Source organism: Pandoraea sp. XY-2 (assembly GCF_004193915.1).
Taxonomy (GTDB): domain Bacteria; phylum Pseudomonadota; class Gammaproteobacteria; order Burkholderiales; family Burkholderiaceae; genus Pandoraea; species Pandoraea cepalis.
In genome coordinates, this window is record NZ_CP030849.1 from 818,971 (window position 1) to 832,367 (window position 13,397).

Below are 13,397 nucleotides of genomic sequence, written 5' to 3' on the forward strand. Positions count from 1 at the left end.
AGTCAACGGAGTATTTCACGTATGAGCTCTCCCGTTGTATTCATCGACGGCGATCAAGGCACCACCGGGTTGCTAATCCAGGAACGGCTTCGTAACCGGACCGACATCAGACTGATGACGCTTGATGCCGCGCAGCGCAAGGATTTGCGGCGTCGCGCGGAATTCATCAACGCCTGCGACATCGCGATCCTCTGCTTGCCTGATGCCGCGGCACGCGAGGCAGTGGCCGCGATTGTCAATCCTGCGGTTCGAGTCATCGACGCAAGCTCCGCGCACCGCACACAGCCGGACTGGGTTTACGGATTCCCGGAGATGGCACCGGGGCAGGCCGAACGAATTGCCGACGCGCGCCGCGTCACTAACCCCGGTTGCTATCCGACTGGTGCGCTTGGCTTGCTGGGGCCGTTGGTGCAGGCCGGGCTCATTCCGCGCGATTACCCGATCAGCATTTACGCGGTATCCGGCTACTCGGGGCGCGGACGGGCGGGCGTGGAGGAATATGAGGGGGAGGGCGCCGCTAACGCGCCGTCGTACCAGGTCTATGGCCTGAAACTCGCGCACAAACACGCGCCGGAAATCCAGCGGCACGCGGGGCTTGCGCAGCGTCCCATTTTCGTCCCGGCATACGGAGCGTTCCGTCAGGGCATCGTGCTGACGGTGCCCCTGGCGGTGCGGTTGCTGGCGCCCGGCGTGGACGGTGCGGCGCTACACACCTGCCTTGCACGCCACTACGCTGAGGCGATTCACGTGCGGGTCTTGCCGCTGCACGAATCGAACGCCGTGGAACACCTGGATCCACAAGTGCTGAACGGTACGAACGACATGCACTTGAGCGTGTTTCATAACGAGGACGACGGACAAGTCTTGCTGGCAGCCGTTTTCGATAATCTTGGCAAAGGCGCATCTGGCGCCGCGGTTCAGAACCTGAACCTGATGCTCGCGGCGCAATAGGTATGGCTGGCTCGGGATGACGTTCGGCCACCAACGGATGTGCCAACGACGGTTGGCGCATCTGTTTGTGGCCGCCGAACGTATCGTCCCGGTCGATTGCGACCGATCACAACCGTCTGCTTGCGACTGTGGATTAACCGGTCGATGCAACACACTAGAGCTGCCTGAGCAGCGGGGGTGTTGCCGTGAAGCAGTGACAGTGGACCTACGCTAAGGAAACGCAGAAGGCCCTGATGCGGGAGCGCTGGTGCAAAGGCGATTCGCTCCCGCATATCGCTCAGCCCCTTAACCGTGGGGCGGAATGGATTCCGGGTCCATCCACATCACCTCCCAGATATGGCCGTCCGGATCCTCGAAGCTGCGTCCGTACATGAAGCCGAAATCCTGGATAGGCGTGGGGTCCGCCTTGCCGCCAGCGTCGGTGGCCTTCTGCACGAGTTCAGACACCTCTTCCCGTCCACCCGCTGACAAACACAGGAGTACCTGTGCCTCCGCGTGCGCGTCGACGATTCGCTTCCCCGTAAACTGGCGCCATTTGTCGTGGGTAAGCAGCATGGCGTAGATCGTCTCGGAGATCACCATGCATGCCGCGGTTTCATCAGTGAACGCGGGGTTGTTGATCGCGCCAATGGCTTCGTAGAAGGCCTTGGATCGCGGCAGGTCTGTCACGGGCAGGTTGATGAAAATCTGCTTGTTCATGATCTGGCTTCCTGTATTTGAGCGATATATGAACGTTGGTTGTTGATGTGAACCATGAAGAGATTGCCATGACATCTTACTGACTAACGGTGAACCGATGTGTTCGACGAGACCGCGTTCGGCCTACGCCGCTACCAGATCAGCGCGCCGTACTTCCATTGCACGTCACTGCCGCACGGGCCTCGTCGATGCGGAGAACCTTATCGGCTCGCCCCCGTGGCGGGAAGCCCGCGGTTTGCAACGAGGCGTTGCGGAACTGGAACGGTCCCGCCGGACGCAAGGGATCAGGCGGCGGCCGGATCGGACGGCCACCTTGCGCGCACCAGTTCGAGGAACACACGCACGGCGGACGTCATGCCGCGCCGGCTCGGGTACATGGCATACAGCGTGGCCGGGCGCGAGCGCACAGCTTGCAGCACGGGCACCAGTGTGCCGTCGTCGATGGCGTCCTGGCAAAGATAGGCCGGCAACTGTGCCATGCCGGCGCCGCGCAGCGCGAGTTCGCGGATGACCAGCAGGTTATCCACGGCGATGCCCGGCTTGACAGGGATGTCGATCGGCTTGTCGTCTGCGTCGACAAACTGCCACGGCCGCGGATTTGCCAGCGTGCCCTGCGCGAGACAGGGGTAGCCACACAACTCGTCGAGGCGCGCGGGCGGACCGTCGGCTTCCAGCAACGACGGATGGGCCACGACGATCGACGCCGACGTCGCCACCGGCATGGCGATCACGTCCTCCGAGGCGAGGGGCACAACGGCCGCGCGGATGACCAGGTCCAGTCGCTCCTCGGCCAGGTCGACAAAGCGATTCGAGAGCGTCAACTGCACCTGCACGCCCGGGTGCGCGCGCGCAAACTCGGCCAGGATCGGCGCAAGCGTGGTCTCGGCGATCAGCATGGAGGTATGGAGGTGGATCACGCCCGATGGCTCCGCCACGGCGCTGCGCGTGAGGGCGCCGATCTTGTCAACGTGCGCGGCCGCCTGCCGCGCGTGCGCGAGCACCGCCTCGCCAACCGGCGTGAGGCCGAAAACTTGTCCCGACCGGTGCAGCAGTCGCACGCCGAGCGCGCGCTCGAGTGTCGCCACCCGGCGGGACAGCCGCGACTTGGCGATGCCGGTCTGCCGCTCGGCGGCGCTGAATCCGCCGGCATCGACCACGTGGGTGAAGAGCAGCAAGTCGTCGAGATGTGCACCGCTGCTCTGCAGCATGGGGGCGGATTCTCTGTAGATGGCGGAGGCCGCTCGGGGATCTGGCATAGGAGGCGACTAGGAGGCGAAGGCGCGGGGCCGCGAGATTGCGGGAAAAGCAGATGCTACTGTCCTGACGGGCGGCTGGGAAGGTCGTGATCTTCCCTTCTTCCGATTGTGGAGCAATTTCTGCTACGGGGGACCGCTATCGAGTGGCTGTTGCGAATGGCCCCCTTCCGGCCGGTTACGGTCGTCAGTCTACTGGTCGCTCGCGACCCACATCCGCCGTTCGAACCTCCGCTGCGCGGTCGGCGGCGCTCAGGGTATAACGGCCGGCCGTCCGGGAAATTCGAACAAGAGTGGCAGGCCACCGTTGCTTCCCCGGAATGGCCGCCCGTTTGGCGGGCACACCAATCACCTCATCTTGACAACGACTTTGCCTTTGGCTCGCCCGGTATCGACGTAGTCCATCGCCTCTCTGGTCGATTCGAAGGGGAAGATTCGATCCACAACCGGGCGTATGACACCGGAATCGACGAGGGCTGTGATCTGGCGCAATTGGTCTCCACTTGCCCTCATGAACAGAAACGAATAGCTAACCTTGCGACGGTTTGCTGCCTTCCTGATCCGATAACTCAGCAGACGCATCACCAGTCCCAAGAACCGGGGCAAGCCAAGCTCCTTTGCAAAATCCGGGTCCGGTGGCCCAGAGATCGAGATGAGCTGTCCACCGGGTTTGAGCACGCGCAGGGATTTGCTGAGGGTCTCTGCGTCGAGACTATTTATGGCCACGTCGTAGTCGGCAAGAATATTCTCGAAATCGTCCTTCCTGTAATCGATGACGACGTCTGCACCGAGGCGCTTGACCCAGTCCACGTTCGCCGTGCTTGTTGTCGTCGCGACAAACGCGCCGACATGCTTCGCCAACTGGATCGCAAACGTCCCGACACCACCGGAGCCCGCGTGGATGAGAACCTTCTGTCCTTTTGCGAGGTGCGCTTTTTCGATCAACGCCTGCCAGGCAGTCAGACCAACCAGCGGAATGGAGGCGGCTTCTTCCATGGTGAGCGTCTTCGGTTTAAGCGAGAGGTCCGCTTCGTTCACTGCAATCAGCTCAGCAAACGCGCCGATCCGGTCTTTATCGGGCCGCGCATAGACTTCGTCACCGGCCTTGAATCGCTGCACGCGCGATCCAACCCGGACGACCACCCCTGCCACCTCGTTGCCCAGAATGAGCGGCAAGCGATAGGGCAAAACGAGCTTGAATTCGCCGTCGCGGATTTTGGAGTCGAGCGGGTTCACACCTGCGGCGTGGACCTGGATCAACACGTCATCGTCGTGTACTTCCGGTTCCGGCATTTCGCCAATCCGCACGCCATCCTTGCGTCCATAGCGTTCGAGAATAAATGCTTTCATAGTGTTTTGTTTCCCAGATGTGATTTCTTGGCCCACGCGTTCATTTCTCCGGGGTGATCGAGACCTGAGCCTGCACCCGGTCGCTTGTTCCGCAACTACGAACTCAATGTTCCTGTTTCGTGGCTCGCATCGCCGATGCGGGCAGCGCACGCGAATGCGAGAGCAAGCGCAGCCTCTATCAGGACGGCCGCCCGGATGCCTGACCGGGCATGGCCGGTGATGAGTTCGAAGACCCCAAGGCTCGCAAGCGTTAAGCAAGCAACAATAAAGCCCTTAACGACAGCGGCACGCGCGGACGATGGTTCGGTGTTCCTCGCCGAGAAGAACATAACCCCGATGCCGATATATAAAGCAGCTCCGCGCGGACCGGCCAGTCCGACCGGATATGAGAACTCGACACCCCGTGTTGACGGAAAGAAACTCGGTGCAAGCATCCAGGCGAGTCCCAAAGCGAAGAAGGCAAGTGCAGACAGGATGGCAAAATGGCGGAAGTTGACGTTCATGGGGATCTTCTATTTTTGCGCCCCCGAACTGCCAGACCGTGACGCCGGTATCGTGTCGAGCCGCAAGTCCTTCCGAAGCGCGGCATCCACCATGGCCGCCGGCGCGAATCTGCGCAGCCATTGCAGACGACTCGCGAGCGCGCCGGCGGGGTACCGGAGTTTCGGACGAGCCGCAACTGCCGCCCTCAGCACGACGTCGGCCACGACGCGGGGCTCCGTGGCCGTTGCCATTACCTCATTGACACGGTTGCTGACGACCGTACGAGCCTCGCGGTATGCATCGAGCTTCGCATCGGGCTCCAGAAAATTCGCGTCGAACGGCGTCTTCGTGTAAGCCGGCTCGATGACCGACACACGGATGCCCCAAGCGCGAAGTTCATGGTCGAGCGATTCGGAATACCCTTCAATTGCATGCTTCGTTGCGGCATAGAGCGCTCCGAAGGGCATCGGCACGAAACCCAGCACCGAGCCGATGTTGACGATGCGACCACTGCGCTGCTGTCTCATGTGGGGTATGACGGCGCGAGTCATCCGGACGACTCCAAAGAAGTTCGTGTCGAAGATCGACCGGGCCTGCTCGATCGAGCTTTCTTCGGCGCCGGCGGGAGCGACGCCAAAGCCGGCGTTATTCACCAGCACGTCGATACGTCCCGCCTGTCGTATGACTTCGTTGACCACGGCGGCGACGGATTCATCGCTGGTGACGTCGAGAGTCAGCATCTCGAAGGATCGCTGGCCGGTGAGGGCTGCCCGTCGGCTGGTGCCGAAGACCGTATAACCTGCGTCGGCGAGCCGCTGTGCGGTGGCTTGCCCGATGCCTGAAGATGCCCCCGTGACAAGGGCCACACCCAAATTCCTTCTGTCGACCATTCGAAGCTCCCTGTAAGAGGATTGCGGTAACTATCAAATTGAAATCGACTATACTGGCAAATCGAGAATATGTCACTATCAAAATAGTATGGGCGACAAGAATCATTGCGATGAACCGTGTCCGATCGCACGCAGCCTGGGTGTCGCGGGCGACGCGTGGAGCATCCTTATCCTGCGCGACGCCCATGCTGGTCTCACGCGCTTTGACCAGTTCCGCAAAAGTTTGGGTATTGCACCGACGATGCTGACCCGACGACTGGCAACGCTGACAGAGGAGGGACTACTTGAAAAACGCCGCTACTCTGAGCACCCGCCGCGCGAGGAGTACCTTCTGACGGCCGCCGGGCGAGACTTCCTGCCGGTGCTCTTCATGATCGGTGCATGGGGCGGCAATACCGTGGCGACGGCAAGCTGGTTCGCTTCCTCGATGCAGAAACGGGAACTGAGATCAGGGCGGTGGCGGTCGACGAGGTTACGGGAGCAAAGATCGGGACTCGTCCGATACGCGTTGTCGACCCGGGCAAAGATTGACGCTACGATGATTGTGCCGCGTCGCGTCGCGTCGTTACGTAAGTAAACCGAACGCCTTGACGCTTCGATTTCTGATGGATCCCGCTGAAAAATCTATTGGGCGGAATAGTTCGTGACAGTCCGCTAACTCAGCCTAAGCAGGCATGCTGATGTCTGGATGCACGCGCGATCGAATGGCCGAAATTGGCCGATACCTGCCCGATGGTGATAGCGCTAGCCGCCCCCGCCGGTTCTCCCGAAACCGATGGCAACGGCGGATATTGGCGGGATGCCCGATCAACGGGATGTTAAGTCAGGAAGACCTCCCTCTTCCCTCGGGCAAGTCCACGCTGGATTGTCGCTGAATCGGGTATTCCAAAATCCGTAAAAATCGTTAGTCTGTGAGGCTTCGGCGAATCAAGGATCCTCGCTGCGTGAATGCAATCATCCGGATCTCTCCATGACTGAACCTCGTTTCACATTCCTTGACCAGCACGAATGGGAAAACTGGTTGACTCAGAACGGCGGTACGTCGACCGGGATATGGTTACGTCTTGCCAGGAAGGGCGCCGGGCAGCAGACATTGACGTATGAGCAGGCGCTGGAAAGTGCCCTTTGTCATGGCTGGATCGACGGTCAGAAAAAGACTGAATGTGATGAATACTGGTTGCAACGCTTCACGCGACGTTCCGCAAAAAGTATCTGGTCCAGGCTCAACAAACAGCGGGCCGAAACGCTGATCGCCGCAGGCAGAATGCTGCCTTCCGGCTTGCGGGAAATCGAGAGAGCCAAAGCGGACGGCCGCTGGGAGGCTGCCTATGCCTCGCCCAGTAACTCGGCCGTGCCGGACGACCTGCAGGTCGCACTGGATGCCAATCCCAAGGCCAGCGAGTTCTTTGCAACACTGAGCGGCCGAAACCGCTACGCGATCCTGTTTCGGCTACAGAACGCCAAAACGCCCGCGACGCGGGCGCGCAGGATCGAGGAGTTCATCGGCATGCTGAATCGCGGTGAAACCATTCATCCCTAAGTCGGGCAGTACAACATCCAAACAAAGTCACCGGACGTTGCCGCGCGCAGGGTGGGCAACCCGCTGCGCGCGCCACGTGCCGTGCGTCGAGGCCCCGACGCTGCTATTTGGTCGTGCGGAGATGGGGCGAAGCGTTACGCTCCGCAACCACGCGCGAGCGAGCAGTTCAGGTCGAGATCGTCTCCAGTTGAATGCCCTTCGTTTCAACGCCGAAGAACCAAACGCACGCGGCGGCAATGCCGAAACAAACCGCCCCGAACAGAAATACGGCGTCACTCGTTGACCAGGTGACGATCACCCCCACGAGCGTCGGGCCCAACAACGCGCCGATTCGACCGCAGAACGAGGCGTATCCGCACCCCGTGGCGCGCGCCCGCGAAGGAAACAATTCCGGTGTATAGGCGTAGAGGACCGCCCACATACCAAATGCGAAGAATTGCATGCTCGCCCCCGCCACATAACTCGACCACTGGTCGGCCCCTGTCTGCAACACCTGGCCGAAAACATAGGTGGCGAACGCGCCGCCAACAAGGGTGCCGACGCACGTCAACTTTCGCCCAAGACGTTCTACCGACCACGCAGCGACAAGGAAGCCGGGAATGCCGCCGAGCGAGATACAGACCGTGAACAGAACGGACTGCGTGACTGCGACCCCGCTCGCCTGCTGCAGCGCGCCAAGCCACGTATTCAAACCGTAGAATCCGAGAAGCGCGAAGAACCAGAGCGTACCGACGACCAGCGCGCGAACGCGGTAGTTCGCCGACCATATAACTCGCATGCCGCGCTCCTCGAGCAGACTCTCCGCGGCGATCGGTGGAACGTGGGGCAGGACATTCAGGTGAAGTCGGCGCATGACCGACTGCTCCACGCGTGCTACAACCGCATCAGCCTCGGCATACCGTCCCTGCGATTCCAGCCAACGAGGTGACTCCGGTACATAGCGGCGAATGACGAACAGGAACAGCGCGGGCACGGCCTCCAGGGCGAACAAGACGCGCCAACCGTGGTGCGATAGAACGTAGTAGGAAAGCAGTCCGGCACTGATAAAAGCGATAGGCCAATTACCGTCCATCAACGCCAGATACTTGCCTCGCTTGTCTGTGGGAATGAATTCCGACAGCAGGGTTTGCGCGAGGGGTAACTCCATTCCCATGCCGATCCCGAGCAGCAACCGGTACGCACTCAACTCGACCGGCCCCGATGCGACGGCACAGAGCACGCTGCCCAGTCCCCAGACCACCATGCTGATCTGAAACACCGGCTTTCGTCCGAAGCGGTCGGCAGCAATGCCCGAGCAGATTGCGCCGATCGCCATGCCGACGAAGCTCGCGCTACCGATCATCCCCGCCTGCACATTGGTAAGGGCGAAGTCCGCCTTGATCGATCCGAGAACGAACGTCATGGTGGCCAGATCGATATTGTCGAAGAAGAACGCTAGCGCTATGACGAGAAACAGCCATCGGTGATACCCACAGACGGGCAGTCGCTCCAGGCGTTGGGCAGCCGTTACACGACCGACTTCAATCGATTGCATTTTCATTCAACCTCCTCCGTTTTTGCCGATCCCGTGGAATATGTCAGTACCGGAGATCGGTACCGACATTCGTCAATGTGGGCCGCCAAAACTAGTGAGGCGCGCGGGAAAATGTCGTATGCAATCGGAGTTACGCCAAGATGACGCTGCGGGATCACGCGGAACGCTGCAACGCAAGCGACGGCGCGCGTGCCCAAACTGCCCAACGCGATTATTTCGTGCGACTGAAACGATGAGGATCGAAGGCTCCTTCCGGGAGGCCCGATACGCACGCCCCCGCTCGAACGGATAGCGAACGTAAGGTGCTTGAGGCTGGCCCGGCGGCGAATACTGGCCGTCTGCGAGAATGCGCTTCTTCGCGCTCAGGCTCTCGATCAGACATCGAATGGCCACGATCTGATTCGCGGCCCCCGGTTCGATGGCGGTGTAGTCGTTTTCCGGGCGAAATTTCCCCAATGCCTGGTGCTGATGCGCAATCACGTCCTGTGTTTCCATGCGGGCGAAAGCTTTGCATCGCGCGATGACGCTGTAGTACTCAAGACTGGTGTTCTGCCCTTTGGGCGCTTTGAGCAATGCGACGGGGCGATCGATCACCATAACAATGTGCGGATCTTCTTGGATCAGTTGGGAAAATTTTCCGAATCGCGAGCAGTGAATCAGGAAGGCGTCGCCTGTAAACGTAAAGCTCTGTGGCACCACGTAGGGAAACGGCTTGTCGTTCACAGCCACACGACAGATCAGCTCGTCGCGCAAAAACGCTTCGATGGCAGGCCAATCGGTCCACGTCAGATCCGTTCGGCGCATTGCGTTATCCAGATATTCAGGCGTCATAATCCATATCTCCTGTTGAAATGATGAGTTGTTGTTCTCGCCCGGGCCCCACCCCGATGCCCGCGACGCGACATGCCGTCATCTCCTGGACCGTCAGGACAAATTGTTGCAATGACGAGGGAAGCAAAGAGAAGGCAAGCGGGGTATCCGGGAGGGCGTCGAATGCGGGGAAGTGGCGGATTGTCGGAACCCACCGACCTTCCCGTGCCTCGTCGACCAGAACGGGAATCCGACCGTCGCGTGTCTTTGAGAACAGTGACAGGCAGTCGCACTTGTTCAGATATAGTTCGTCCACGCCATGGCGCTCGATGACCGCGGCCAGCTCGGCAAGGTCGAGTCGCCCAAGACGGCGCGGCCGTCCGCTGCCAGTGCCGTATTCTCCCGTCAACAGGCGAAGGGCGACGCCGACCGCGAACTCATCCTCCGACCCCAGCATTTCGTGAGCGTTGAATCGGTTTTGTTCCTCACGCCAACCAATACCGCGCAGCTCGGCGTCTGCGCAATAGCGGGCTGACTGGTCTCCTCCGAATTCGGAGCGAAACGGCCCCGCGCCGACGCGCGAAGCAATGGCCTTCGCGACACCGATCGTCTTGCGGTGATATTGACTGGGAAGATCGCCACCGACGAAGGCAAATGCCGGCGCCGTATGACTGGCAGTGACATAAGGCTGTTGTCCGCCGGTGACGTCGAGCATTACGGACTGGGCACCTTCGAACAGAACGCGGGCCCCGCCCTTGACCCTGCGCGTAAGCCATCGCGAGTCCGCTACGACGATGGTGCTCTGTAGGCCTCGCCATGCCGCGCGCATGCCTGTGATTGCGGCGGTTGTCGCGGCTAGGGCTTCCGAAGAGTTGTTGTGTAAAGCCGCGTAACGCGCCATCTGCTCGAACGCGCCCGCTTCGTCGGCGACCAGATCGCGAATCTGTACCACGGTGCGTATGCCGCGCCGCCAACGGAGCGACAAGTCTGCATAGCATGGACCAATGCCGTTGCCAGTCGTGCCAATGCCAGCCCCGTGTCCGGCATCGAGATCGAGATGCACGGGCTGAATGACCGTGCAATGTTCACTCAAGTACAGCCGCGTTGCCAACCGACAGCCGGCGTTTCGGAGCGTGGTGATCTCGTCGGAAAGTTTCGTCAGATTGACCACGCATCCGGAGCCGATGTAGAGCAGCTTTCCCGAATGAAATACGCCTGAAGGCACCTGGGCGAGTCGAGCGCTTGCGCGTGGAGTCTGCACCGTGTGGCCCGCGTTCGCACCACCATTGAAGCGGGCGACGATGTCGTAATCGGCCGCAAGCATGTCGACGATCTTGGCTTTTCCCTCATCGCCGTATTGCAGGCCGACAAGAACATCGGCATATCCCGAGCCGGCGCTCATGAGGCGAGGACGAACGTGGCTTCCACCTCGACGGGCGCATTGAACGGCAGACTTGCCACACCGATGGCGATACGAGCATGCGCTCCCGCCTCGCCGAAGAGCTGCGTCAATAGTTCTGATGCCGCGTTCACGATAAACGGCGCGTCGGCAAATCCTTCGGATGTCGCGACGAATCCGCCTACCCGCAGCACGCTCTCGATGTGATCGAGGCGTCCGTCGGTGGCAACGTGAGCCCAACCAAGAAGATTCATCACGCAAAGCCTCGCTGCACTTCGTGCGTCATCGGTCGAAACGTCGGACGGCACTTTGCCCACCCAAACGGGCACGCCATTTCGCACCGGCAATTGCCCGGAGACGATGAGTGTGTTGCCGTGCAGTTTGAAGGGCTTGAAAGGCGCAGATGCCACCGTAAGGCTCGGCAATGCCAGCCCCGCTGCGGTGATGCGGTCGTAGATGTTCATGAGATCTCCAGAATGGCGCCGCGGCTGCGGCTGCCTGTCAATTCTGGATGATCCGGCAGGTGGAAAATGTAGCGGCGACGCAGACGTATATCGCGATTGCGCCAATCGACATCAGGCGACTCAGGGCTTGAAAAATTCCGTCGGCGTGCAACCGAGCGCCTTGCGGAACATCGCGCTGAAAGCGCTTGTACTGTCATAGCCGAGCGACGAGGCAATGTCCGTCACGGAATGTTGCGCGCTGAGCATCTGCACGGCCACGAGCAATCGGGCTTGTTGCCGCCAGCGCGTAAAGGTCATGCCGGTCTGTTCCGGAAACAGTCGGATGATGGTGCGCTCGCTGGCGCCCACGACTCTGCTCCACGCCGCGACGGATGTCTCTTCCGAGGGATTCGAAAGAATCCACCGGCAAATGCGGGCGATGCGCTCATCCGACGGCATGGGAAGGTGCAGCGGCTCGGTGCTCAGCGGTCGAATCTCATGAAACAGCAGATCTACGACGGCCGCATCCCGGCTATTGGGCGCATAGTCGACAGGCATCCGGGTGACGGCGTCGATGAGTTCGCGCAGCAGCGGCGACACCGACACCACGCAGCAATCGCTTGAGCGAAGCGGGGCGCGGTCGGCATCGAAATAAAGCGTGCGCATTTCGATGGCGCCGACCGCCTGCATGCAGTGTCTGACGCTCGGCGGTACCCAGACAGCGCGAAGCGACGGCACGACCCAGTTGCCTTTCGCGGTGGTGACGACAATGGCACCCGTGCTTGCATAGATCAGCTGTCCACGGATGTGCTCGTGATAATCGATGAAGAAGCGATCCGGCAGGTCGCGAGCCATGCCACCCACCGGCCGCGCGATCCGCTGGTAATCGTCTCGATCCTCACTTTTTCCGAACATGGCGTAACCTCGTCATAGCTTGACACTTGTCCGCGCGCCGCGGCGTCGTGTGTCTCTTAGATTCGGAATTTGCGCCGTAACGATGCGGCGCGAGATCGACTTCCATTCCGATAAGTGAGGCTAGCATGCCGGTTTACCGTTCATTTGATCAAGAGGCGTTGGATCGTCAGTACAACGTTCGCGCAGGCATTCCCGATCATCTCGAAATTTTTTCTCGTTGGGCCCGCACTGGCGAGGCCTTCCGTCGCGCCAAGACTTTCAGGGGGATGTCGCGTACGGCAGCGAGGCAAAGCAGACCTACGATCTGTTTCCAGCGCTGAGGCAAGGCCGGCCAACGCTCGTGTTCATTCATGGCGGCTACTGGCAATCGCTGGATAAATCCGATTTCAGCGCGCTGGCCGGTCTATATCAGGCCAACGACATCAACTTTGTTGTCGTGAACTATCGCTTGGCGCCGGATGTGCGGATGGGAGATATCGTCGACGACAATCGTCGGGCAGTGCTGCACCTATACCGAAATGCCGCGAGCCTTGGCATCGATCGCGACGCAATTTATGTTTGCGGTAGCTCGGCGGGCGGCCATTTGACGGCGGCGTTGGCAGGCACTGACTGGGTGTCGTACGATGCCCCCCCGATTTGATCAAGGGGGCGTGTGCGATCAGCGGTCTTTACGACCTTGAGCCGATACGCCTGTGCTACCTGAACAAGGCCGTTCAGCTCGATGAAGATGATGTGGCCGCCTATAGCCCGATCCATCATCTCCCTAAAGTACCGCTGACCTGCATTCTCAGTGTGGGCGGAGACGAGTCGGATGAATTTCATCGACTTCAGGCACAGTACCAGACGATACTGAGCGACCACGGTCTGGACGTACGGATCGTGCGCCAGCGTGACGGCCATCATTTCGATGCCGTTGACCGAGTGGGCGAAGCGGGGAGCGATCTTTCGCGCGCGATTCTCACGATGATCAACGCCCGATAATTGCCCGATAATTGCATGTCCGGCCATACTTCGCGATCCCTCGTGATCGACGGACTGTGGTCGGTTACCGCCGCTGGCGAATGGTCGCTCCTGGCACCCTATTGCGCCGGGCGCGATTGTCACCGGTCGCCTTAAGCGAACCCATCACC

The 13,397-nt window shown here is 60.5% G+C and carries 13 protein-coding genes and 2 pseudogenes; 5 read left to right on the forward strand and 10 right to left on the reverse strand.

All coding sequences use genetic code 11. The annotated features are described in order from the left end of the window. Positions 1 to 21 precede the first annotated feature (21 nt). Positions 22 to 951 (forward strand): N-acetyl-gamma-glutamyl-phosphate reductase, encoded by a 930-nt coding sequence (gene argC, locus DRB87_RS03730; protein WP_130027708.1) that lies wholly within the window; start codon positions 22 to 24, stop codon positions 949 to 951. 285 nt (positions 952 to 1,236) lie between these two features. On the opposite strand, the gene DRB87_RS03735 is transcribed toward argC, so the two are convergent. The 5 genes from DRB87_RS03735 to DRB87_RS03755 all read right to left on the reverse strand — a co-directional run bounded on the left by DRB87_RS03735 (position 1,237) and on the right by DRB87_RS03755 (position 5,626). Continuing rightward, positions 1,237 to 1,650, reverse strand: a complete 414-nt coding sequence (locus DRB87_RS03735; protein ID WP_130024918.1) for a VOC family protein — start codon at positions 1,648 to 1,650, stop codon at positions 1,237 to 1,239. Positions 1,651 to 1,934: 284 nt separating this feature from the next. Then, on the reverse strand, positions 1,935 to 2,858 hold the full coding sequence (locus DRB87_RS03740) for a LysR family transcriptional regulator (protein WP_240756167.1): 924 nt from the start codon (positions 2,856 to 2,858) through the stop codon (positions 1,935 to 1,937). A 393-nt stretch (positions 2,859 to 3,251) separates the two neighbouring features. Then, on the reverse strand, positions 3,252 to 4,253 hold the full coding sequence (locus DRB87_RS03745) for an NADP-dependent oxidoreductase (protein ID WP_130024920.1): 1,002 nt from the start codon (positions 4,251 to 4,253) through the stop codon (positions 3,252 to 3,254). Between the two features lie 95 nt (positions 4,254 to 4,348). Continuing rightward, the gene (locus tag DRB87_RS03750; RefSeq protein WP_130024921.1) at positions 4,349 to 4,756 is read right to left on the reverse strand and encodes a hypothetical protein; all 408 of its coding nucleotides are present in this window, start codon (positions 4,754 to 4,756) and stop codon (positions 4,349 to 4,351) included. A 9-nt stretch (positions 4,757 to 4,765) separates the two neighbouring features. Continuing rightward, positions 4,766 to 5,626, reverse strand: a complete 861-nt coding sequence (locus DRB87_RS03755) for an oxidoreductase (RefSeq protein WP_130024922.1) — start codon at positions 5,624 to 5,626, stop codon at positions 4,766 to 4,768. Positions 5,627 to 5,714: 88 nt separating this feature from the next. Here DRB87_RS03755 and DRB87_RS03760 point away from each other — a divergent pair. Continuing rightward, a pseudogene (locus tag DRB87_RS03760) lies at positions 5,715 to 6,157 on the forward strand (winged helix-turn-helix transcriptional regulator). A gap of 439 nt (positions 6,158 to 6,596) precedes the next feature. After that, positions 6,597 to 7,166, forward strand: a complete 570-nt coding sequence (locus DRB87_RS03765) for a YdeI family protein (protein ID WP_130024923.1) — start codon at positions 6,597 to 6,599, stop codon at positions 7,164 to 7,166. A gap of 166 nt (positions 7,167 to 7,332) precedes the next feature. Here DRB87_RS03765 and DRB87_RS03770 read toward each other — a convergent pair whose 3' ends face one another. The 5 genes and pseudogenes from DRB87_RS03770 to DRB87_RS03790 all read right to left on the reverse strand — a co-directional run bounded on the left by DRB87_RS03770 (position 7,333) and on the right by DRB87_RS03790 (position 12,267). Continuing rightward, positions 7,333 to 8,706: an MFS transporter gene (locus DRB87_RS03770; RefSeq protein ID WP_130024924.1), complete on the reverse strand. Its 1,374-nt coding sequence runs from the start codon at positions 8,704 to 8,706 to the stop codon at positions 7,333 to 7,335. A 205-nt stretch (positions 8,707 to 8,911) separates the two neighbouring features. Beyond that, positions 8,912 to 9,531 (reverse strand): annotated as a pseudogene (locus DRB87_RS03775) (pyridoxamine 5'-phosphate oxidase family protein). Beyond that, positions 9,521 to 10,912, reverse strand: a complete 1,392-nt coding sequence (locus tag DRB87_RS03780; RefSeq protein WP_130024925.1) for an adenylosuccinate synthetase — start codon at positions 10,910 to 10,912, stop codon at positions 9,521 to 9,523. Before DRB87_RS03780 ends, DRB87_RS03775 begins: the two are co-directional and overlap by 11 nt. Further along, on the reverse strand, positions 10,909 to 11,373 hold the full coding sequence (locus DRB87_RS03785; protein ID WP_130024926.1) for a RidA family protein: 465 nt from the start codon (positions 11,371 to 11,373) through the stop codon (positions 10,909 to 10,911). The genes DRB87_RS03780 and DRB87_RS03785 overlap by 4 nt, the downstream gene beginning before the upstream one ends. Before the next feature lie 120 nt (positions 11,374 to 11,493). After that, positions 11,494 to 12,267 (reverse strand): helix-turn-helix domain-containing protein, encoded by a 774-nt coding sequence (locus DRB87_RS03790; protein WP_017235545.1) that lies wholly within the window; start codon positions 12,265 to 12,267, stop codon positions 11,494 to 11,496. 340 nt (positions 12,268 to 12,607) lie between these two features. On the opposite strand from DRB87_RS03790, the gene DRB87_RS23390 reads away from it, so the two are divergent. Beyond that, positions 12,608 to 12,907, forward strand: coding sequence for an alpha/beta hydrolase (locus DRB87_RS23390; protein WP_240756169.1), 300 nt, complete (start codon positions 12,608 to 12,610; stop codon positions 12,905 to 12,907). Then, entirely contained in the window at positions 12,904 to 13,248 is a 345-nt protein-coding gene (locus tag DRB87_RS23395; RefSeq protein ID WP_240756170.1) for a hypothetical protein, read from the forward strand. Before DRB87_RS23390 ends, DRB87_RS23395 begins: the two co-directional genes overlap by 4 nt. Positions 13,249 to 13,397 lie beyond the last annotated feature (149 nt).

Bases quoted from the DNA above. Each gene is read 5' to 3' on its own strand.
- DRB87_RS03750 (WP_130024921.1), bottom strand. From the start codon at position 4,756: ATGAACGTCAACTTCCGCCATTTTGCCATCCTGTCTGCACTTGCCTTC.
- argC (WP_130027708.1), top strand. From the start codon at position 22: ATGAGCTCTCCCGTTGTATTCATCGACGGCGATCAAGGCACCACCGGG.
- DRB87_RS03770 (WP_130024924.1), bottom strand. From the start codon at position 8,706: ATGAAAATGCAATCGATTGAAGTCGGTCGTGTAACGGCTGCCCAACGC.
- DRB87_RS03740 (WP_240756167.1), bottom strand. From the start codon at position 2,858: ATGCTGCAGAGCAGCGGTGCACATCTCGACGACTTGCTGCTCTTCACC.
- DRB87_RS03755 (WP_130024922.1), bottom strand. From the start codon at position 5,626: ATGGTCGACAGAAGGAATTTGGGTGTGGCCCTTGTCACGGGGGCATCT.
- DRB87_RS03780 (WP_130024925.1), bottom strand. From the start codon at position 10,912: ATGAGCGCCGGCTCGGGATATGCCGATGTTCTTGTCGGCCTGCAATAC.
- DRB87_RS03745 (WP_130024920.1), bottom strand. From the start codon at position 4,253: ATGAAAGCATTTATTCTCGAACGCTATGGACGCAAGGATGGCGTGCGG.
- DRB87_RS03735 (WP_130024918.1), bottom strand. From the start codon at position 1,650: ATGAACAAGCAGATTTTCATCAACCTGCCCGTGACAGACCTGCCGCGA.
- DRB87_RS03765 (WP_130024923.1), top strand. From the start codon at position 6,597: ATGACTGAACCTCGTTTCACATTCCTTGACCAGCACGAATGGGAAAAC.
- DRB87_RS03785 (WP_130024926.1), bottom strand. From the start codon at position 11,373: ATGAACATCTACGACCGCATCACCGCAGCGGGGCTGGCATTGCCGAGC.
- DRB87_RS03790 (WP_017235545.1), bottom strand. From the start codon at position 12,267: ATGTTCGGAAAAAGTGAGGATCGAGACGATTACCAGCGGATCGCGCGG.